This window comes from Pseudomonas sp. MAFF 730105 (genome assembly GCF_055380705.1).
The window spans coordinates 3,792,283-3,811,555 of sequence record NZ_AP018438.1 but is presented as its reverse complement, the minus strand read 5'-3'; the positions used below and the strand labels follow the sequence as shown (position 1 = coordinate 3,811,555).

The window sequence follows — 19,273 nt, the reverse complement described above, 5'->3', positions numbered from 1 at the left end:
CGCGAGCAAGCTTTGCTCCCACAGAGTGCTTCGTTGTTGATCCTTGATTTGATGGCGCTCGAGTGGCGATGGTGACCGCAGGCTGCGGAATGCTAATGGGAATTTGTATCAAACAGGAATGAGTTGCTGTATCTTTCGCGACACATTCTTGTCGACTGTCCGGAGACGGTCGGTTTTTCCATTAAGGTTGTGTTTCGATGCGTCGGATTCTCGTTTCACTGTGTGTGCTCCAGACTTGTTCCGTTTCCACCTGGGCAGATGAGCCCATCGCCCCGGACCCGACGCCGCTGGAGTTGCAGGCCACGGACATCGTGGGGCTTTCGGACACTGAAACCGCGCAGGGGCCCGTCAACGGCTATCACGCCACCCGTTCGGCCAGCGCCACGCGTACCGACACCGCCATTCATGAAACCCCGCAATCCATCAGCGTAGTGTCCCGCGACGTGGTGGAAGACCTCGGCGCTACACGCCTGCAGGATGCCCTCGATTACGCGGGTGGCGTGGGGCGGGCCAACAACTTCGGCGGCCAGGGCCTGACCACGTTCACGGTGCGCGGTTTCACCACCGGAGAGTTCTACCGCAACGGTTTCCCGATCAACCGTGGCTACCCGAACATGCCCGACGCCAATACCATCGAGCGGCTTGAAGTGCTGCGCGGCCCGGCGACCATGCTGTACGGCCGTGGCGATCCAGGCGGCACATTCAACGTGGTGTCCAAGCAACCGCTGGCCGAGCGCACGGTGACCCTGGGCAGCCAGCTCAACGACCAGGGCATGCGTCGCGGCACGCTGGATGCATCCGGGCCGTTGGATGAGGAGGGGCGCCTGGCCTATCGCCTGAACGTGATCGGTGAGGGTGGCGACACCTTCCGCGACCATGTCGAGACCGAGCGTTATGGCGTCGCGCCGGTGCTGAGCTGGCAGGTCAACGACACCACCCGCCTGACGTTCGAAGGCGACTTCATGCGCAACAACCATCCGCTGGACCGTGGCCTGACGCATTACGCTGGCCAGCGTGGCACGGCCTCCCGGGATACCTTCTTCGGCGAAAAAGACGCCGGCAAATTGCACAACGACAACAACATGGCGCAGCTGCGTTTCGAGCACATGCTCAACGACGACTGGACCCTGGCCGGTGGCACCCAGTGGCTCGACGGCACCTTGCAGGGCAACGCGGTGGAAGGCAACGGCATCGCCGCCGACGGCCGCACCCTGGGCCGTAACTTCAATTACCGCAAACTGGAATGGACCGACCGGGACACGCAGCTCAACCTCACCGGGCACTTTTCAACCGGCGGGTTCGAGCACACGTTGTTGACCGGCGTCGAGTACGAAGACTACGACTATCAGTCGATCATTCAGCGTTCCGCCGCCGGGCCGGGTGCCTACCCGATCGATATCTTCGATCCGGTGTATGGTCAGCCTCGTCCGGCACTGACACGTACCCCCACCGACGACCAGGAAAACCTCAAGACATTCGGTGTGTTCGTCCAGGATCAGGTGGCGCTCACCGAGCGCCTGAAGCTGTTGGCGGGGGCGCGTTTCGAGCGCTTTGAACATGAGTACGAGACCTTCGTGCCCAATGGCAGGAACTGGGACAAGAATGACAGCGCGGTCACGCCGCGGGTCGGGGTGATTTACGACCTGACTGACACAGTGGCCGTTTACGCGAACACTGCCCGTTCTTTCAAGCCCAACACCGGTGCCAGCCGTCAGGGTGGCGGATTCAAGCCGGAAGAGGGCAAGTCCTATGAGATGGGCGTGAAGTGGGAAGCGCTGGATCGTCAGCTGAGTGTCGATGCCGCCATCTACCAGATCGAAAAACGCAACGTACTTACCACCGATCCAGTGGATTCGACTTTCAGTGTGGCGGCAGGCGAAGTGCGCAGCCGTGGCTTCGACCTGAACGTGGCGGGCAACCTGACACCGGAGTGGCGCATGATCGGCGGCTATGCTTATGTCGATGCCGAAGTGACCAAGGACACCAGTATCCCCAGCGGCACCCGCCTGCTCAACGTGCCGAAGAACACCTTCAGTCTGTTGAACGTCTACGAGTTCCAGGACGGTGGCCTCAAGGGGCTGGGCCTGGGAGCAGGGGTCAGATACGTGGATGAGCGGGCGGGCCAGACCGCGGCGAATGCGTTCTCGATGGACAGCTATACCGTCGTCGACCTGCTCGGCTACTACAAGGTCAACGAACGGATCCGCCTCAACCTGGACCTGAAGAACCTGTTCGACGCCGATTACGAGGAAGGCGCCTTCGGCAACGTCTACGCCTACCCGGGCGCACCGCGAACGGTGCAGGCGGGCATTTCCTATACCCTCTAAAGCAAGTGCACTCCCTGTGGGAGCGAGCCTGCTCGCGATAGCGGTCTGTCAGTCAATAATTTCCAGCTGACACACCGCCATCGCGAGCAGGCTCGCTCCCACAATGGGGCTGTGGCGATGCCTACCACTTACCCGTGCTCATCCCGCCATCCACCGGCAGTACCGCGCCGGTCGTAAAGTCGGCGCTCGCCAGATACAGCACGGCCTCGGCGATTTCCCCGATGGTGCCCACGCGGCCGGCCGGGGCCAGGTGGTTGAGGAATTCGCGATGGGCCGGGTCATGCATCGGCGTATCGATGATCCCGGGCGCGACGGCGTTGACCTTGATGTTGTGCGGCGACAGCTCGAGGGCCAGGGCCCGGGTCATCTGGTTGACGCCGCCCTTGATCAACACCGGCAGTGCGGCTGGCACCTGGATATTCGGCTGCAGGGCCACAGCGGCGGAAATGTTGATGATGAAGCCCTGCCGGCGACCGATCATGTGCGCGGCGGCCGCCTGGCTGGCGTAGACCAGTCCCTTGAGGTTGGTGTCCAGCAACGACTCCAGGTCTTGGGGGCTGTATTCGGTGAAGGGTTTGGGCAGGAAGAACCCGGCATTGTTCACCAGCCCATCAACGGCGCCGAACGCTTCGATGGCTTTGGCGATGAGCTGGGTCGACGTGGCAGGGGCGGCGATATCGCCGGCCACACCGATGAAACGGGCCGAATGATCGAACCGCCCGGCGGCGTCGTCCAGCCCCGCGCGGGAACGGGCATTGCCGACCACGTTATAACCCCGGTCCAGAAACGCCTTGACCAGACCCAGGCCGATGCCGCTGGAGGCGCCGGTGATGATGACGGTTTTGTTGAGACTCATGATGTGACTCCTGATCGTTGAGTTGAACCGCTGCGCCGGTAGTGGCGCTGGTTGAGATCAGGGTATTGATGCGCTGGAGATTGATAAACGGGGCGGGTGGTACTTGAGTTGATACTTGATGTAATCAATCTTCCATTCAACCCAAGCCCCTGTGGGAGCGAGCCTGCTCGCGATAGCGGTCTGTCAGTAGAACAATTTTCAGCTGACACACCGCTATCGCGAGCAGGCTCGCTCCCACAGGGGGAAATAGGGCCGACAGACATAAAAAAGCCCGGTCAATCAGCCGGGCTCGATGAAAGCAGATCCTCACTCCTTGGGAAGACTTCGGTATTGCGTGGTTGTCATGCCCGCATAACCCCAGTTATCCGTATCGACTTCCTCGATCACGATATGGGTCAGGTGCGGATCCTTGCCCAGTACACGCTGGAGGGTTTCAGTGATCTCCGAGATCACCTGGGCTTTCTGTTCGCGGGTGACGCCATCGCGGGTGATACGCACATTGACGAAAGGCATGTTGCACTCCTGCTGGTTGAGAGAAGGCGCGCAGGTTTCCCAGCGCGACCGAAGCCACTGTATTTATACGCCACGGGCTGATAAACAGACTTCTGCGATCTTCAGTTGATACACGGTGTAACGAATTATGAAGCGACATTTCGAAGACCTGCAGTTGGGCAGCATAGAACTGTTTTGCCTGGCAGCCGAAGCGGGCAGCTTCACGGCAGCGGCCCAGGTGGCAGGCGTGACCCCGGCGGCGGTGAGCCGTTCGATTTTTCGCCTGGAGGAACGCCTGGGTTCGCGCCTGTTCGTACGCACCACCCGCAGCATCCGCCTGACCGACGCCGGCAAGACCTATTTCGAGCAGTGCCGGCAGGCGTTGACCCAACTGGTGGAGGCGCAACAGGAGATGATGGGGGCGCAATCGATGCCGTCCGGGCAACTGCGCATCAGCCTGCCCACGACCTATGGTCATCACCGGATCCTGCCCTTGCTGCCGGCATTCCGTGCGCTGTACCCGCAAGTCAGCGTGGACGTGCACCTGAGCAACCGGAATATCGACTTCGTCGCCGAGGGCTATGACCTGGCGATTCGGGTCCGCGCCCAGCCAGACTCTTCTCTGATTGCACGCTTGCTGGAGGATGCGAAGCTGGTGGTGGTCGCGGCACCGGACTATCTGCGCAGGGTCGGCACGCCGCGCACCCTCGAAGACCTGGACGATCACGAATGCATCCAGTTCGAGTTGCCCAGCAGCGGCCGGCGAATTTCCTGGCTGTTCAATGTCGACGGCAAGGAGCGGGAGGTATTCGGTCAGGGTAACTATTGCTGTTCGGACGATGTGCTGGGTGGGGTGACGCTGGCCAAGCATGGCGCGGGACTGTTCCAGACCTACCGCTTCATAGTCGAGCAGGAACTGGCGGACGGAGACCTGGTGGAAGTGCTGCAGCCATTCAGTGGTCGTTCACGTCCCTTCACCTTGCTCTATCCCCATGGCCGCTACATGCCCCAACGGGTTCGCGCCTTCGTCGATTTCCTGTTGCAGCATCGGGAGCAGTGGGCTGGCGGCTAAGGGCAATCCCTGTGGGAGCGAGCCTGCTCGCGATAGCGGTAGTCACTGAACTGACGCCATCGCGAGCAGGCTCGCTCCCACATTGGGTCCTGGGTTGACCGCAAGATCACTGTCTACTGACAGACCCTGTGGAAGTGATTAGAACTTGAACGCCTGCCGCCCGATCAGCAGCCACTTGCCATTCTTCTGCTTCTGCCAGATCTGAAAGTTCTCGATTTCAGTCGGCACGATGTCGGTGCCCTTGATCGCCTGGGCCGAGAAATGGTTGCGCACCAGGGCGGTGTCACCTGACAGGGTGATTTTCTGATTCTTCATTTCCAGGGTCTTGAACGCGCTCTTGCCGGTTTCGATGTCGGCGATGAAAGCTTTCTTGTCCTGGATGTTGCCGCTGGAGTGACCGTAGGTGAGGTTCTCGGCAGCCAAGGCCTGAAGCTGGGGAATGTCCTTGTGCAGCATGGCCTGGGTCAGGTGGTCGACGGCCTGGGCCACGTCTTGCTCGGCCGAAGCAACGGCCGTGGCTGCGTAGCCGCTGAACAGGCACAGGAAGCTGATGAGCAATGTCGCTTTCTTCATGGGTGTTTCCTTGTTGTTGTAGGTATGAGGAATAGTGTGAGCGCTTTGGAATGTGCTCGTCTGTCATCGTACAACTGTTTTGAGCGTGAGGATAGCGAAGGTGTGGGTCGTGGCAAAGCGTGCGCATCGTTCGCAGGCCTTGTGGAGAGGGAGCATGCTCCTGCTGGGTTGTGCAGAGGCACTCAGGAACGACCCGTTGGACCGTAAGGGCGGATGTTCCTTTGTTGACCGTGTGCGTGGAACGTAAAAAAAGAGCCTGATAGTTGCAATCAGGCTCTGAAATGAATAGATGAACCCCCTGGCTTCTGACAGGAAGTTAACTGATTTGATAGGTGTCAGATAATTCTGAAACTTCAACTGAGTACTCATTGGAATTCATATCTTTATAGCTAAGTCGTCCAGCAAAAACAAATTTGAAGTAAACTTTTTTACTTGAACCGTCCTTACCTTCAATGAAGATTAAGTCGTCAGGACGATAATTTTTAAAGCTCTGTTCAGTACAAGTGTGGTTTCGCATTTCGCGTTCTCCGAAGGGGGCGGAGACGTGATTGTTTTTTATTTTTATTGAATAGAGAACTGTCAGGTTTGACAGTTTTATATAAGACTTTCAGGCGGTATTTGGTCTCTTTATTCAGTTGGGGCAGGTTATCTGAGCCTGTCTGGCAGGCGATTCACTTATGCTTCAGAAATCACCCCCGAACCGCCCCCGAATCCCTTCCAGTAACATGGTGAACGCCGGGTTGTCATTGTCTTCGTGCCACACCAGATGCAACTCGCTCTGTACCCCTTCGCCCAGATCGATTTCCCGGAACACAACCTGCTTGAACACCACGCTGGTGGCACAGCGCGGCACCAGCGCCAGGCCCATGCCGGCGTTGACCAGCGCCAGGATCGTCAGTGATGAGCCCAGCCATTGCACGAATTGCGGCGCGACCCGGGCCGAGCGGAGCATGCCGGTGAGCAATTCGTTGAAGGGTGGGTAGGCGGAGTGGGAATACATCAGAAACGGCTCGCCATCGAGGTCCTGGACGCTGACGGATTCGGCACGGGCCAGCGGATGACTCGCAGGCACCGCCAGGACAAAGGGCTCGCGCACCAGGCATTCGGTGGCGTAGCCGGTTTCCAGCAGTGGCGAGCGGACGATGCCCAGGTCGATGCGTCGCGCGCGCAAGGCTTCATGCTGTTGGTAGGTGTTCATTTCCGACAGGACGATTTTCACTTGGGGCTGTTTCAGCCGTGCTTCGGCAATGACCTTGGGCAGGAACTCGTACACCGCACTGCCGACGAAGCTGATGGTGACCGAGCCGATGTCGCCCTGGGCGAAGCGCCGGGCGGCCGTGGCGGCTTGTTGCGCCTGCTCCAGCAGGTTCTGCGCCTCGATGAAAAAAGCCCGGCCGGCGGCGGTGAGGGCAACGCTGCGGGTGCTGCGGGTGAACAGTTCGACGCCCAGGTGATGTTCCAGCAATTGGATCTGCCGGCTCAAGGGCGGCTGGGTCATGTTCAACCGTTCGGCGGCGCGGCGGAAATTGAGTTCCGTTGCGACGGTGGTAAAGCAGCGCAGCTGGGCCAGTTCAAACATTGATTCAATCCAGGTATCAATCAAGTGCCAAGTTAGATTAGACGGGAACAATGTGCCCCGTCCATCATCGAGCCGTTCCCCACAAAAACAACGATTGGGAGGCTCCCCTTGAACAACGTACCGGACTCCACGGATGACAGTACCCTGGCGCGCGCCGCGGCCAAGGTCAAACGTCATGTACTGCCCCTGGTGGTGGTGATGTTCATCGTCAACTACATCGACCGGGTCAACATCGGCTTCGTGCGCAGCCACCTGGAAACCGACCTGGGTATTGGTGCCGCCGCCTACGGCCTTGGCGCCGGGCTGTTCTTCGTCGGCTACGCGCTGTTCGAAGTACCGTCCAACATGCTCCTGCAACGCTACGGCGCCCGGGCCTGGCTGACGCGGATCATGTTCACCTGGGGCGCGGCGGCGATGGCCATGGCCTTCGTGCGCGGCGAAACCAGTTTCTACGTGCTGCGCTTCATTCTCGGCGCAGCGGAGGCGGGGTTCTTTCCCGGCATCATCTACTACTTCACCCAATGGTTGCCGGCCAACGAGCGCGGCAAGGCGATGGCGATCTTCCTCAGCGGTTCGGCCATCGCTTCGGTGATTTCCGGGCCGGTGTCAGGTGCGCTGTTGAATGTCAGCGGCCTGGGCCTGCATGGCTGGCAGTGGATGTTCCTGATCGAAGGTTTTGCCTCTATCGTGCTGTGCGGGTTTGTCTGGTTCTGGCTGCAATCGCACCCCAACCAGGCCAAATGGTTGACCGCCGAAGAGAAAACCGTGTTGAGCGCGACGATTGCCGAAGAACAGCGGGCCCGGGAAGCCGCACAGGTGGTCAAGCCATCGATGTTCAAGCTGCTCGCCGACCGGCAGATCGCGCTGTTCTGTTTCATCTATTTCTCCATCGCCCTGACGATCTATGGCGCCACGTTCTGGCTGCCGAGCATGATCAGGAAAATGGGTAACCTGGGGGATTTCCAGGTCGGTTTGCTCAACTCCATCCCGTGGATCATTTCCATCGTGGCGATGTACGGCTTCGCAGCCCTGGCCGGCAAATGGAAATTCCAGCAGGCGTGGGTCGCGGCGACCCTGGTGATTGCGGCGTTCGGCATGTTCATGTCCACCACCGGCGGGCCAATCTTCGCCTTCGTCGCCATCTGTTTCGCGGCCATTGGTTTCAAGGCGGCGTCGGCGTTGTTCTGGCCGATTCCCCAGGGTTACCTGGACGCCCGCATCGCGGCGGCGGTGATTGCCTTGATCAACTCCATCGGCAACCTCGGCGGCTTCGTTGCACCGACGGCATTCGGCTTCCTCGAGCAGACCACCGGCTCCATCGAGGGCGGCCTGTACGGCCTGGCGATTACCTCACTGATCGCCGCCGTGGTGATCTTTTTCGCCCGCACTTCGCCGGGGCGTGACACGCCCAGCTCATTGTCCGGCAAGCGCGAAACCCCCGCGCAGGCCCGTCCGCAGGAAAACCACCGAGCCTTGAACCCTGGCCCATCGGGAGCCGCTGTATGAAGATCAAACGCGTCACCGTCACCCCCATTGCCTTTCGCGATCCACCATTGCTCAACGCCAGCGGCATCCATGAGCCATTTGCGCTGCGCTCGATCATCGAGATCGAGAGTGACAACGGCTACATCGGTTTGGGCGAGAGCTACGGCGATGCCCCGGCCCTGGCGATCCAGCAGCAACTGCAGGACCAGTTGATCGGCCTGGACCCGTTCGACCTCAACCAGTTGCGGGCCATCGTCCAGGCCACCGTCGCCGCGCAACGGCCCGCCAGTGTCGCCGGCGCCGAACTGGCGCCGGGCTCCCATGCGAGCAAGGCCGTGAGCAACGCCTACTCGGCATTTGAAGTGGCTTGCCTGGACCTTCAGGCCCATTACCTGAACGTGCCGTTGGTGGATCTGCTGGGCGGCGCGATTCGCGAGGAAATACCGTTCAGTGCGTACCTGTTTTTCAAGTACGCCGAGCACATCGATTCGCCGTATCCGCCGGACAGCTGGGGCGAGGCGCTGACTGAACAGCAGATCGTCGCCCAGGCCCGGCGCATGATCACCGACTACGGTTTCAAGAGCATCAAGCTCAAGGCCGGTGCACTGGAACCGGAGCATGAAGTGGCGTGCATCAAGGCGCTGAAACAGGCGTTTCCCGGCTACCCGTTGCGCATCGACCCGAATGCCAACTGGTCGCTGGAAACCTCCATTCGCATGGCCGAGCTGCTGGGCGATGACCTGCAGTATTACGAAGACCCGACGCCGGGGCTGGAGGGCATGTCCGAGCTGCACAAGCGCACCGGCCTGCCGTTGGCGACCAACATGGTGGTCACCGATTTCGACGAGTTTCGCCGCAGCGTAGCGCTGAACAGCGTGCAGATCGTGTTGGCCGACCATCATTACTGGGGTGGCCTGCGGGACACCCAGGCGCTGGCGAAAATGTGCGACACCTTTGGCCTCGGCGTGTCGATGCATTCGAACTCGCACCTGGGCATCAGCCTCATGGCCATGGCCCACGTGGCCGCCGCGGTGCCGAACCTGGACTATGCCTGCGACACCCATTACCCATGGCAAGAGCCGGATGAGGAGGTGATCAAGGGGGGCAAGCTGCCGATTGTCGATGGCTGCGTGAAAATCACCCGGGCACCGGGACTCGGGCTGGAGCTGGACCGGGACCAACTGGGCATGTTGCATGAACAGTTCCTGCGCTGCGGCATTCGCCAGCGCGACGATGTGCGGCAGATGCAGCGCTACCGACCGGACTGGAAGACCGTCAAGCCGAGGTTCTGAACTGAAGCAAGGAGGCCTTTGTGGCGAGGGGATTTATCCCCGCTGGGCTGCGGAGCAGCCCTAAAACCCGACAACTCGGTATGCCAGACAGAATGGGGGGCTGCTTTGCAGCCCAGCGGGGATAAATCCCCTCGCCACAAGTAGATGTGCCAGCCCACACCCAAAGTACCGCGTCCGCCGGCAGTGCAGTCGTACACCCAAACTGCCGCGCCGGGCCGGCGCTTCCAAAGCACCCGCCAATTGCCTCCAAGGCAGCGTATGGCGGGGCCCGCAGCCTTTCGATAATCGCCTCCGACATCCCGTCCCCTGTTGCGGAGCGCGCCATGCACAACAATAAGAATACCCGTCGCCGTTTTATGCCTGCGGTCATCGCCAGCCTCTCGACCCTCGGCCTGACGCCTTGGGCCCAGGCTGAAATCATGCTGTACGACAAGGACCAGACCACCTTTTCCACCGACGGCTACATCAACGCCTTCTACGTCAACAGCGACGTGGACCGGGCAGGGGACCAATACGACCGGCGCCAGGCGCGGGTCAAGATGGGTTTCCTGCCAAACTATCTGGGCTTCAACATGAGCAAGCAGGTCGATGACCTCAAGCTCGGCGCTCGCACCTCGTTCTGGGTGACTATCAACGACAGCGAAACCAACGGCACCGACACTGCCATCGACGTGCGCCAGTTCTACGGCACCGTCGCCAACCCGGAGTGGGGCGAGGTGTTGATCGGCAAGGACTTCGGCCTGTTCGCCCGCTCCAACATCCTGCTCGACGAATTGCTCGCCGGCTACGGTCAGGTCAGCGACACCCTGGGACTGGTGGACGGCGGTGGCGTGTCGTTCGGCAACATTGGCAGCGGCTACCCCTATCCGTTCCCGACCTCGCAGATCACCTATCGCACCCCGGTCATGGACGGGCTGCGGGTGGCGGTGGGGATCATGGACCCGGTGGACACCAACGACAACAGCGCCACCGGCAAGGCCTACCAGGAAAACCCGCGCACCGAGAGCGAGATCACTTACCAGTTCGACCTCGGCGGCGCAAAGATCTACAGCTGGCTCAACGGCAGCTACCAGACCTCTGACAACACCGACTCCACCGTCGAATCGGTGACCTCCAAAGGTCTGGGTTATGGCGTGCAGGCGAAGATGGGCGGCCTGTCGCTCACCGGCTCCGGGTTCACGGCCAAGGGCATCAACCCGTTCTTCACCAACAACGCCGGCGAAGCGACGTTGCGCAACGTCGACAGCAAGGGCTATCTGCTGCAAGGCTCCTACAAGCTGGGCAAGAACCGCCTGGCGCTGTCCTACGGCAAGACCGATGACGATGGCAACGGCGTGGTGGGCAGCGGCGCCGACTACGAAACCCGCGGCATTGCGCTGTTCCATGACATCAACGACAACCTCAAGCTCGTGGCCGAGTACAACCAGTTCGAAATCAACGGCCACGACACCAGCGCCCAAAATGAAGACACCGATACGTTTGCGGTGGGGGCTGTGTTGACCTGGTAAAAAGTGAATCCCCTCACCACAAAGGGATTCGGTGTTCGAGAGTTTGTGGTGGCCCCAGCCGTGCGCATCGCGGCCCGGGCCGCCACCGTTCTCATCCCATGGAAGCGCACACCCGCTACCCAAGTAGCATTCGTGGGCCCGGCGCGGCTTCGTACACTCAAGGCTCCTGTCACGGAGGCGAAGATGCAGCAGGCCCAGAGCGAAGGCGTGGTAAGCGCGATGTCCCAGGCAATGGATGTCGAGCAAGTGGCCCAGGAACTGGCGCGGCAGTTGCTGCATCCGTATCTGGGCTTCGTGCTGTTTTTCTGTTCCGCAGAATACGATCTGCCGGCCCTCGGCCAGGCGTTGTCGCAGAGCTTCGGCGGGATTCGCCTGGTGGGTTGCACCAGTGCAGGGGAAATCACCGCCCAGGGTTATGGCCGTAACTGCGTGACGGCGGTGGGGTTCGATCACCGGCATTTTTCCATTGCTGCCGAGCTGATCGGTGAAATGGGCGACTTCAGCCTGATCGACGCCCAGCAGATGGTCGAGCGACTGGCGAGCGGCTGCCGCAGCAATGCTCTGGCCCCGATCAAGGGTCACAGTTTCGCACTGACCCTGCTCGACGGCCTCTCCAGCCGCGAAGAGATGGTGTTGGCGGCGCTGAGCGCTGCCCTGGGAGACATCCCGCATTTTGGTGGCTCGGCCGGTGACGACAATTACCTGACCCACACCCATGTGTACTTCGAGGGTCAGTTCCACAGCGGCGCGGCCGTGGTGGTGTTGATCAATACCTGGCTGGAATTCGAGGTCTTCACCACCCATCACATTCTGCCCCGGGAAGAAAAACTGGTGGTGACCGGTGCCGACAGCGCTTCGCGCCGGGTCTACGAACTCAACGCCGAACCCGCCGCGGAGGAATACGCCCGGCATATCGGCGTGCCAGTGAGCGCCCTCGACTACCGGGTGTTTGCCGCCCATCCGCTGGCGGTACGCATCAACGACCAGTATTACGTGCGGGCCGTCCAACAGGTGCACTCGGACATGAGCCTGAGTTTCTACTGCGCGGTGGAGAACGGCATCGTCCTCACGGCCATGACTCCGGGCCCCTTGCTGAACAACCTGGAAAACCTCTTTGACGGCTTGCAGGCGCGGCTCGGCGATCTGTTGCTGACCATCGGCTGCGACTGCTTCCTCAGGCGCCTGGAGCTGGAAGGTCGTGGCGGCCTGGAGCAGATCGGCCAGTTCCTGCGCAAACAACGGGTGATGGGTTTCAACACCTACGGAGAACAGTTCAATGGCATGCACATCAACCAGACCTTTACCGGAGTTGCCATTGCCCGACATCGCGTCCCCGGTCATCGCTGATCTGCAGGCGCAGATTGCCGGACTGCAACACGAAAATCACAAGTTGCAGCGTATCAACGCCGCGCTGATCGAGCGGGTGGAATCCGGCGTGACCCGGGGCAGTGACCCGTATGCGGCGTTCCAGCATTCAGTGGTGCTGGCCGAGCAGGTGCGCGAGCGCACCGATGCGCTGAACCAGGCCATGGCCGAGCTCAAGGCCGGCAATCATCTGCTCGGTGAGGCGCGGTTGCGGGCGGAAACGGCCCATCGGCACCTGATCGATGCCATCGAGAGTATTTCCGATGCGTTCGTGCTGTTCGACGCACAACAGCGCATCGTCCTGTTCAACAGCCGCTTCAAGGCGTTCTGGGCCCACAGTCGGGTGCGTATCATGGCCGGGATGCGCCTGGGCGAGGTCAAGCGCCTGATGACCGCCAACGGCTTGTTCAGCGAAGAAAACCGCGGCCAGGACGATGAACATGTGCTGTACCGGCTGCAGAACGGCCGCTGGTTGCAGGTCAGCGAGCGGCCGACCCAGGAGGGTGGCCGGGTGATCCTGTTCACCGACATCACCGACGTGAAACTCAGTGAAACCGTGCGCCGCGAGCAGGCCATCGCGCAGAAATCCCACCTGTTGCAGCGTGCGGTGGACAACCTCTCCCAGGGCGTGGCGATGGTCAATGCCCAGGGCGTGCTGGAGTTGTGGAACCGGCGCTTCCTGGAACTCAGCGGCCTGGCCCCGGTGGCGGCACACCGGCCGTTCAACGAAGTGATTGCCGACAGCGAACTGCAACTATTGACCCCGGCCAGCCGCGACAGCAATGGTCGATTGATTCATGAACGCGAGCAGCGCCTCTCCGATGGCCGGGTCCTGGAAATCCGCACCCATCCGCTGCCCACCGGTGGCTACGTCAACACTTTCACCGACATTACCGAGCGCTACCAGCATGCCGAGGCGTTGAGCGAAAGCGAGCGCTGGATCCGCCTGATCACCGACCATGTGCCGGCGCTGATCGCCTACGTCAATGCCGACCTGGTCTATGAATTCACCAACAAGGTCTACGAACAGTGGTATTGCTGGCCCCGTGGCGTGATGCTCGGCCAGAGCCTGCGCGAAGCCCACAGCGAGCAGCATTACCAGCGCCTGGAGGCCTACGTGGCCCGGGCGCTCGCCGGGGAGAGCGTGACGTTCGAATTCGCCGAAACCAACATCAACAACCAGGAACGCTACATGTTGCGTTCCTACGTGCCGAACCGCCTGGCCAATGGCGAGGTGGTGGGGATTTTCGTGCTGATCCGCGACATCACCGAACGGCGCCGCACCGCCGAGGCGCTGCACCAGGCCTACCAGAACCTGGAACAGCGGGTCCAGGAGCGCACGGCTGAACTGACGACGCTCAACGAACAGTTGTTGCGCGAGATTGATGAGCGCAGCCGCGTGGAACTGCGCCTGCGTGAAGCCAAGCGCGAGGCCGAGCAGGCCAACCTGTCGAAGACCAAGTTCCTGGCGGCGGTCAGCCACGATCTGCTGCAACCGCTCAACGCCGCGCGACTGTTCACCAGCGCCTTGCTCGAACGGCGTGAGCCGGTGGCGAATGCGCACTTGGTGCGCAACGTCAGCAATTCCTTGCAGGACGTGGAGAACCTGCTGGGTACCCTGGTGGACATCTCCAAGCTCGATGCCGGGGTGATCAAGGCGGACATCGCGCCGTTCGCCCTCAGCGAACTGCTCGACAACCTCGCCGCCGAGTACGCCCAGGTCGCCCGCAGCGAGGGGTTGGCGCTGCGCTTCGTGCCGTGTTCGGTGCTGGTGCGCAGTGACATGCAATTACTCGCCCGGATCCTGCGCAACCTGCTGAGCAATGCCATCCGCTATACCCCTAGCGGTCGCGTGGTGTTGGGGTGCCGGCGCCACGGCGAGCGGGTGTCGATCCAGGTCTGGGACTCCGGCATCGGTATTGCCGAGGAGCGCCTGGAAGAAATCTTCCAGGAGTTCAAGCGCGGCGATGTACAGCGTCCGGACCAGGACCGTGGGTTGGGCCTGGGCCTGGCGATTGTCGAGAAGATCGCCGGGATCCTCGGTCACCGGATTCATGTACGGTCGTGGCCGGGCAAGGGGTCGATGTTCGCTATCGACGTGCCGTTGAGCGCCACCGCGCCCAAGCCGGTGCCGTGCGTGGACATGAGCGAGCCGATGCTCGAGCGCTTGCGCGGGGCGCGGATCTGGGTGTTGGATAACGACGCGGCGATCTGTGCAGGCATGCGCACGTTGCTGGAAGGCTGGGGCTGTCGGGTCATCACCGCGCTGTCGGAGCAGGACTTGGCGCGTCAGGTGGGCAGCGACCACGCCGAGGTGGACCTGTTGATCGCCGACTATCATCTGGACAACGACCAGAACGGCGTCGACGCCGTGGCCCGGATCAACGCCAGCCGCAGTTCAGCGATCCCGGCGATGCTGATCACCGCCAACTACAGCAACGAACTCAAGCAACAGATCCGCGAGCGTGGGCACACCCTGATGCACAAGCCGGTGCGGCCGATGAAGCTGAAGATTGCGATGAGTCATTTGCTGGCCCAATCCAACCGTCCCTGAGCCGAACACTTTTTGTGGCAAAGCAACTGTGGGAGCAAAGCTTGCTCGCGATGCAGGCGCTGGAGTGTCAGAAAGAACACTTGGCCTTCATCGCGGGCAAGCCTTGCTCCCACAAAGTTTTTCCCCGCAAGGGCGCAGAACATCAACGCCGCAGATACGCCCCGAAATCAATATCCCCCGCACTGAGAATCGCCTGCACCCGGTTGTGCACATTGAGTTTGCGCAGAATCGCCGAGACGTGGGCCTTGACCGTGGTTTCGGCGATGTCGAGGGTGTAGGCGATCTGTTTGTTCGATTCGCCCTTGGTCATGCGCTCGAGCACCAGCAGTTGCTTGCGGGTCAGGGCCTGGAGCAGTTCGGGCGGGAAGGCCGGGGTTTCGTTCAGGCGCCGGCCTACCGGGTTCTTCTGGGTACGGATGATGTCCGGTGGCAGGTACACGTTGCCGTTGAGGATCTGCTCGATGGCGTCGGTCATCTGCGAGCGCGGCGAGGATTTGGTGATGAACCCCACCGCGCCGTAGGTGATGGCCTGCAGGACAATCTGTTTGTCCTGTTCGGCGGAGACGATCACCACGGGAATGGTCGGGGCCTCGTTGCGCAGGTTGATCAGGCCATTGAGGCCGTGCATGCCGGGCATGTTCAGGTCCAGTAGGATCAGGTCCAGGTCGTCGTGCTCGGCGGTCAGGGCCAGGGCGCTGTCCAGGTCGGCGGTTTCCATGACCTCGCTGCCCGGAAAACCGTCGCTGATGACGTTATGGATGGCTTCGCGAAACAGTGGGTGATCGTCGGCTATCAGGATTTTATACATGGCCATTCACCTCGTTATTGTGTTGGGGCTGGAGCAGTTGCACGCACGTTCAAGATCAGGGAAAGGGTTCAGGCTGCGCCGCTTGCAGGGGCAGGTGGGCAGCCTCCCATGCATCGACGCCGTCGCGATACCAATACAAATGCTTATAGCCCATGGCTGCGGCGCGTTTTACCGCGTTCCAGCTCAGCCAGCAATCGGAGCGGCAATAAAAGACCAACGGTTGATCCGCACGCCCGGCGGTGGCCTGGCGCAGGTGGTGAGCGAAGTAATCCTGCCAGGTCGGGTCGAGCTCGCCGTCGCCGGTATTGGCCAGCCAGAGACTGCCGGGGAGATTGGTGTGGGGCTCGTTGTCGATGAAGCGTCCCTGGACCCAGGGCCGACGGTAGACGTCGATCAACACCGGGGTGGGGGTCTGTTCGAGCAATTGCTGCAACGCCGGGGTATCGACCGTCCGGGCGCCTTCCACTGCGTCGGGGGTGGGGCTGCGATACCGGTCGATGCGATAGCCCTGGGGGGAAAACAGCGCCGTGTCGGCCAGCGCGACATTCAACGACAGGGCCAGCAAGACGACCGTCAGTAAACGGAGCATAGGATTGGTCCTTATTGTTATGCGTCCATTACATGACAGGGTCGCGGTCTTGGGAATGCGACCATGGACAGGGAAAGCAGTACTAAAGTCGTAAATTCAGTCATGCACGCCGCCGAACCTTGTGGGAGCGAGCCTGCTCGCGATAGCGGTTGATCAGTCAGTAAGCATGTGACTGAAGCACCGCTATCGCGAGCAGGCTCGCTCCCACAGTGGGTTCACTTTCGAGAGGCATGCAGAGACGGGTTCAACCGGCCTTGCGCAGCGCCGCATGCTGCGGGTTGAAGGTCCACACCGCCAGCAGGGCGAACACCAGGGTCAACCCCATGCACACCGTCATCGCCAGCAGGTTGAACTGTCCATACAAGGCATAACGCACCAGTTCCACGCCATGGGTGAACGGGTTCACCGCACACAACCAGTACAGCCAGGGGCTGGCTTCGAGCATCTTCCACAGCGGATACAGCGCCGAGGACAGGAAGAACATCGGGAAGATCACGAAGTTCATCACCCCGGCGAAGTTCTCCAGTTGGCGGATCGCGTTGGACAACAGCAAGCCCAGGGCACTGAGCATCAGCGCCACCAGTAACAGCGCCGGCAGCGCCAGTAACAAACCCATGGCCGGCGGCTGGACGCCATACAGCCAGGCGATGGCGAGGAAGGCGTAGACCTGCAGCAACGAGATCAACGACGTCGCCAGCAATTTGCTCGCGAGCAGGAAAGCCCGGGGCAGGGGACTGGTCAGCAGCACCCGCATGCTGCCCATTTCCCGGTCGTAGACCATCGAGAGCGAACCCTGCATGCCGTTGAACAACAGGATCATGCAGGCCAGGCCAGGCACGATGTACACCTCGTAGGGAATGTAGGTGTCATAGGGCGCAATGATCGCGATGCCCAGTGCCGCGCGAAAACCGGCGGCGAACACCAGCAGCCACAACAGCGGGCGTACCAGGGCGCTCAGTAGCCGTGTGCGCTGCAATACGAAGCGCAGCCATTCGCGCATGACGATGCCGCTGAAACATTGCCAATACGCGTTCATGCCTGGGCTCCCGAGGTGGTCAAGCGGGTGAAGGCCGAACCCAAGGTACCGCCATGTTCCTGGCTCACGGCCTCGGCACGGCCGCTGGCGACCAGGCGGCCCTGGTGCACGATCAGCAGATCGTCGCAGGGTTGTACTTCATCCAGCAGGTGGGTGGTCCAGAGCACGCTGATGCCCTGCTCGTCACACAGTTGGCGGATGTGCCGGCCCAGAGCCTGGCGGCTGGCCGGGTCGAGGCCGACGCTGGGTTCGTCCAGCAGCAACAGGCGAGGTTCGTGCAACAGCGCCCGGGCGATTTCCACCCGGCGACGATGCCCTCCGTTGAGCGCTCGGACCCGTTCATGGCGTCGCTCGGTCAACTGCTGCCGAGCCAGCTCGGCGTCGATTCGGGCCATCCCTTCGCGCCGCGACAAACCGTGCAAGGCGAGGTGATAGCGCAGGTTCTGTTCGACACTCAAGTCCAGGTCCAGGGTGCTTTGCTGGAACACCACGCCCAACTGTTGCAGGGCCGGCCGTGGCGAATGCTGCAAGGAATGGCCGCCGACACGGATCTCGCCATGCTGCACATCGTAGAGGCGCGTGAGCAGGGCGATCAGCGTCGATTTGCCGGCGCCGTTGGGGCCCAGCAGTGCGGCGAAGCGCCCGGCGGCGAGGCTGAAACTCATCTGCTTGAGGGCTTCGCGAGGCCCGTAGGCAAAGCTCAGATCGCTGACCTCCAGGGCGTTCATGGCGTCACCACCACACCCCAGGGGTAGCGCCCGACTTTTACTGACTTGAGCACCTTGCGGCTCTGCACATCGATCACCGAGACATCGCCGCTGACGCCATTGGTGGCCAGCAACTGTTGCTGGTCCGGGGTAAATGCCAGTTGCCAGACCCGGCGGCCCACCAGCAGGTAATCCAGGACTTCGAAGGTCTTCGCGTCGATCACCGCCACATGGTTGGCCGGGCCCAGGGCGACGAAGGCCAACTGGCCGTCGGCGCTGAGCTTGATGCCCACCGGCTGGACCTTGTCCGGGTGAACGCCCTTGATCTGGAAGGTCAGGGTCTTGAGTACCTTGCGCGTGGCGACATCGAGAATCGTCACGGTGCCGCCGATCTCCGCCGAGGCCCAGAGCTGGCTGCCGTCGCGATTGAACTCGACGAAGCGTGGTCGCTGATCCACCAGGGTGCTGTCGGCCAGGGTCTGGGTGCTGGTGTCGATCCAGTGCAGCATGTTGGTGGTTTCACTGGTATTGACCGTCCACTTGCCGTCGGGGCTGACGGCCATGCCCTCGGGCTCGACACCGACGCCGATCTGGCCCAGCACCTCGGAGGTCTGGGTATCGATGACGGTCACCAGGGCGTCGTCTTCGTTGGAAACGTAGAGCCAGCGGTCGTTGGGGTGCAAGGCAAATTGTTCCGGGTCTTTGCCGGATGGCAGTTCCTTGATGATCTTGCGGGTGGCGACGTCCATCACCTGGACCCGGTCCGAATCGCTGGCGCAGATGTACAGCAGGCGATTGTCGTGGGACAGCAGCAAACCCCGCGGACGCTGGCCCACCGGCAGGGTTTCGACCACTTCCAGGCTCTGCATGTCGATCAGGCTCAGGCTGTTGTCTTTTTCGTTCGAGACCCAGGCGGTGCTGGCGGCGGCAGGGCCGGTGGCGAGCAACACCGCGCCGAGGGCGAGCACCTGACGGAGCAGGATCGGTTGGAACAGCGGGCGGCGCATGGCGGTTTTCCTTATTGTTGTTG

16 protein-coding genes are annotated in these 19,273 nt (G+C 61.5%); 7 read left to right on the top strand and 9 right to left on the bottom strand.

Going from position 1 to position 19,273, the window contains the following annotated elements; translation table 11 throughout:
* Nucleotides 1-197 precede the first annotated feature (197 nt).
* On the top strand, nucleotides 198-2,327 hold the full coding sequence (locus PCOSP_RS16570; RefSeq protein ID WP_464709052.1) for a TonB-dependent siderophore receptor: 2,130 nt from the start codon (nucleotides 198-200) through the stop codon (nucleotides 2,325-2,327).
* Nucleotides 2,328-2,448: 121 nt separating this feature from the next.
* Here PCOSP_RS16570 and PCOSP_RS16565 read toward each other — a convergent pair whose 3' ends face one another.
* Entirely contained in the window at nucleotides 2,449-3,183 is a 735-nt protein-coding gene (locus PCOSP_RS16565) for an SDR family NAD(P)-dependent oxidoreductase (protein ID WP_464709050.1), read from the bottom strand.
* 306 nt (nucleotides 3,184-3,489) lie between these two features.
* The gene (locus PCOSP_RS16560; protein WP_003202537.1) at nucleotides 3,490-3,696 is read right to left on the bottom strand and encodes a tautomerase family protein; all 207 of its coding nucleotides are present in this window, start codon (nucleotides 3,694-3,696) and stop codon (nucleotides 3,490-3,492) included.
* A 127-nt stretch (nucleotides 3,697-3,823) separates the two neighbouring features.
* Here PCOSP_RS16560 and PCOSP_RS16555 point away from each other — a divergent pair, with 127 nt between their 5' ends.
* Complete coding sequence (locus PCOSP_RS16555) at nucleotides 3,824-4,747, top strand: LysR family transcriptional regulator (RefSeq protein ID WP_139643297.1); 924 nt, start codon at nucleotides 3,824-3,826, stop codon at nucleotides 4,745-4,747.
* A gap of 138 nt (nucleotides 4,748-4,885) precedes the next feature.
* On the opposite strand, the gene PCOSP_RS16550 is transcribed toward PCOSP_RS16555, so the two are convergent.
* Nucleotides 4,886-5,320 (bottom strand): nuclear transport factor 2 family protein, encoded by a 435-nt coding sequence (locus PCOSP_RS16550; RefSeq protein WP_464709049.1) that lies wholly within the window; start codon nucleotides 5,318-5,320, stop codon nucleotides 4,886-4,888.
* A gap of 682 nt (nucleotides 5,321-6,002) precedes the next feature.
* Nucleotides 6,003-6,899: a LysR family transcriptional regulator gene (locus PCOSP_RS16545; RefSeq protein ID WP_464709048.1), complete on the bottom strand. Its 897-nt coding sequence runs from the start codon at nucleotides 6,897-6,899 to the stop codon at nucleotides 6,003-6,005.
* A gap of 108 nt (nucleotides 6,900-7,007) precedes the next feature.
* Here PCOSP_RS16545 and PCOSP_RS16540 point away from each other — a divergent pair, with 108 nt between their 5' ends.
* From PCOSP_RS16540 to nahK, 5 genes are all read left to right on the top strand, one after another.
* A complete protein-coding gene (locus PCOSP_RS16540) occupies nucleotides 7,008-8,405 on the top strand; it encodes an MFS transporter (RefSeq protein ID WP_464709047.1) in 1,398 nt (465 codons plus the stop codon).
* Nucleotides 8,402-9,676 (top strand): glucarate dehydratase family protein, encoded by a 1,275-nt coding sequence (locus tag PCOSP_RS16535; protein WP_464709046.1) that lies wholly within the window; start codon nucleotides 8,402-8,404, stop codon nucleotides 9,674-9,676. Before PCOSP_RS16540 ends, PCOSP_RS16535 begins: the two co-directional genes overlap by 4 nt.
* A gap of 323 nt (nucleotides 9,677-9,999) precedes the next feature.
* On the top strand, nucleotides 10,000-11,184 hold the full coding sequence (locus PCOSP_RS16530; protein ID WP_464709045.1) for a porin: 1,185 nt from the start codon (nucleotides 10,000-10,002) through the stop codon (nucleotides 11,182-11,184).
* 183 nt (nucleotides 11,185-11,367) lie between these two features.
* On the top strand, nucleotides 11,368-12,531 hold the full coding sequence (nosP, locus tag PCOSP_RS16525; protein ID WP_464709044.1) for a nitric oxide-sensing protein NosP: 1,164 nt from the start codon (nucleotides 11,368-11,370) through the stop codon (nucleotides 12,529-12,531).
* On the top strand, nucleotides 12,461-15,103 hold the full coding sequence (nahK, locus tag PCOSP_RS16520) for a hybrid sensor histidine kinase/response regulator NahK/ErcS' (protein WP_241802048.1): 2,643 nt from the start codon (nucleotides 12,461-12,463) through the stop codon (nucleotides 15,101-15,103). Before nosP ends, nahK begins: the two co-directional genes overlap by 71 nt.
* A gap of 142 nt (nucleotides 15,104-15,245) precedes the next feature.
* Here the strand turns inward: nahK and PCOSP_RS16515 are convergent, their stop codons facing one another.
* From PCOSP_RS16515 to PCOSP_RS16495, 5 genes are all read right to left on the bottom strand, one after another.
* The gene (locus tag PCOSP_RS16515; protein WP_041021386.1) at nucleotides 15,246-15,911 is read right to left on the bottom strand and encodes a response regulator transcription factor; all 666 of its coding nucleotides are present in this window, start codon (nucleotides 15,909-15,911) and stop codon (nucleotides 15,246-15,248) included.
* A gap of 55 nt (nucleotides 15,912-15,966) precedes the next feature.
* Entirely contained in the window at nucleotides 15,967-16,500 is a 534-nt protein-coding gene (locus tag PCOSP_RS16510) for a PQQ-dependent catabolism-associated CXXCW motif protein (RefSeq protein ID WP_139643276.1), read from the bottom strand.
* Between the two features lie 244 nt (nucleotides 16,501-16,744).
* The gene (locus PCOSP_RS16505) at nucleotides 16,745-17,536 is read right to left on the bottom strand and encodes an ABC transporter permease (RefSeq protein WP_139643272.1); all 792 of its coding nucleotides are present in this window, start codon (nucleotides 17,534-17,536) and stop codon (nucleotides 16,745-16,747) included.
* Entirely contained in the window at nucleotides 17,533-18,264 is a 732-nt protein-coding gene (locus PCOSP_RS16500) for an ABC transporter ATP-binding protein (RefSeq protein ID WP_139643268.1), read from the bottom strand. The genes PCOSP_RS16505 and PCOSP_RS16500 overlap by 4 nt, the downstream gene beginning before the upstream one ends.
* Nucleotides 18,261-19,250, bottom strand: coding sequence for a YVTN family beta-propeller repeat protein (locus PCOSP_RS16495; RefSeq protein ID WP_464709043.1), 990 nt, complete (start codon nucleotides 19,248-19,250; stop codon nucleotides 18,261-18,263). The genes PCOSP_RS16500 and PCOSP_RS16495 overlap by 4 nt, the downstream gene beginning before the upstream one ends.
* Nucleotides 19,251-19,273 lie beyond the last annotated feature (23 nt).